We start from the raw sequence: 586 nt of genomic DNA on the forward strand, positions 1-586 counted from the left end.
CACGGCAGGGTTCATGACTGGGGTGAAGTCGTAACAAGGTAGCCGTATCGGAAGGTGCGGCTGGATCACCTCCTTTCCAGAGGCTTGTGTCTCAAGCCTAGCGTTCACACTTATCGGTTTGTTTGCTGTTACAGCCAAGGGTCTGTAGCTCAGGTGGTTAGAGCACCGTCTTGATAAGGCGGGGGTCGTAGGTTCAAGTCCTACCAGACCCACCAAGTTATCCGAAGGGGGATTAGCTCAGCTGGGAGAGCACCTGCTTTGCAAGCAGGGGGTCGTCGGTTCGATCCCGTCATCCTCCACCACTACCTGGTACCTTGGTTTGGTTGGCCAAATGCAAGCGCTTAGCATTGAGCGTTTGCATTTGGCATTGCCAAGCGATCGCGGGCTAACCTGCGGATCGGCTGTTCTTTAACAATATGGGATGTAGTAAAGGTGTCGCGCGAGCGTTGATGAGACGCTGCAGTACAAACGCGATACCGGGTTGTGATTGTATCAACCAAAATGTATTGAAGTGATCGAAAGATGACTTGGAATACGGCACAAATGCGAGAACTCATCCTGTAGCGAGGTTTCGAGCAATCGAGAC

2 tRNA genes and 1 rRNA gene are annotated in these 586 nt (G+C 52.2%); all 3 read left to right on the plus strand.

The annotated features are described in order from the left end of the window. Nucleotides 1–76: ribosomal RNA gene (locus tag E5S69_RS32110) — 16S ribosomal RNA — on the plus strand; the annotation flags it as partial. Nucleotides 77–138: 62 nt separating this feature from the next. Beyond that, a tRNA-Ile gene (locus E5S69_RS32115) sits at nucleotides 139–215 on the plus strand. 11 nt (nucleotides 216–226) lie between these two features. Next, nucleotides 227–302, plus strand: a tRNA-Ala gene (locus E5S69_RS32120). The last annotated feature ends 284 nt before the right edge of the window (nucleotides 303–586 follow it).

The sequence above is a fragment of the Cupriavidus necator genome (genome assembly GCF_013141915.1).
GTDB lineage: Bacteria > Pseudomonadota > Gammaproteobacteria > Burkholderiales > Burkholderiaceae > Cupriavidus > Cupriavidus necator_B.